The organism is Collinsella sp. AF19-1LB (assembly GCF_003459655.1).
GTDB lineage: Bacteria > Actinomycetota > Coriobacteriia > Coriobacteriales > Coriobacteriaceae > Collinsella.
The window spans coordinates 1-432 of the sequence record NZ_QRWO01000072.1 but is presented as its reverse complement, the minus strand read 5'-3'; the positions used below and the strand labels follow the sequence as shown (position 1 = coordinate 432).

General features: G+C 45.8%; 1 pseudogene. It reads left to right on the top strand.

Annotated elements, in window-relative coordinates:
• A pseudogene (locus tag DWX39_RS10775) lies at positions 1-432 on the top strand (hypothetical protein); the annotation flags it as partial.

Here is a 432-nt window from a genome sequence, read left to right as displayed (position 1 = left end):
TCTCCAGGGCAGCTTATTACGGCTGGCTGAATCATATTAAGAGCGGCCGTGAACTGCTGAGAGAAAAGGTCGCACAGGAGGTCGTGAAAATCCATCAGGAATATCCGGATATGGGATACCGCCGGATGAACGATTGGATCAAGAAGTATAGCGAGAGCCACCTTATGGTAAGTGACAGTCTGGTTCTTCGTGTCAGGCGGATACTTAATATTAAGTCCGTGATCAAATACAAGACCGATGGCTGCACTCGTAACGCAAAGGATCCAAAGTACATTTTTGAAAACCTGCTGAACCGTGATTTCGATGCAGGCGTATCCAATGCAAGATGGATGACGGATGTCACCGAATTCAAATACACAACGGCTGATGGAGTTTTGCATAAGTTATATTTAAGCGCCATTATTGATGGCCATGACCGTCGGATTGTCTCTT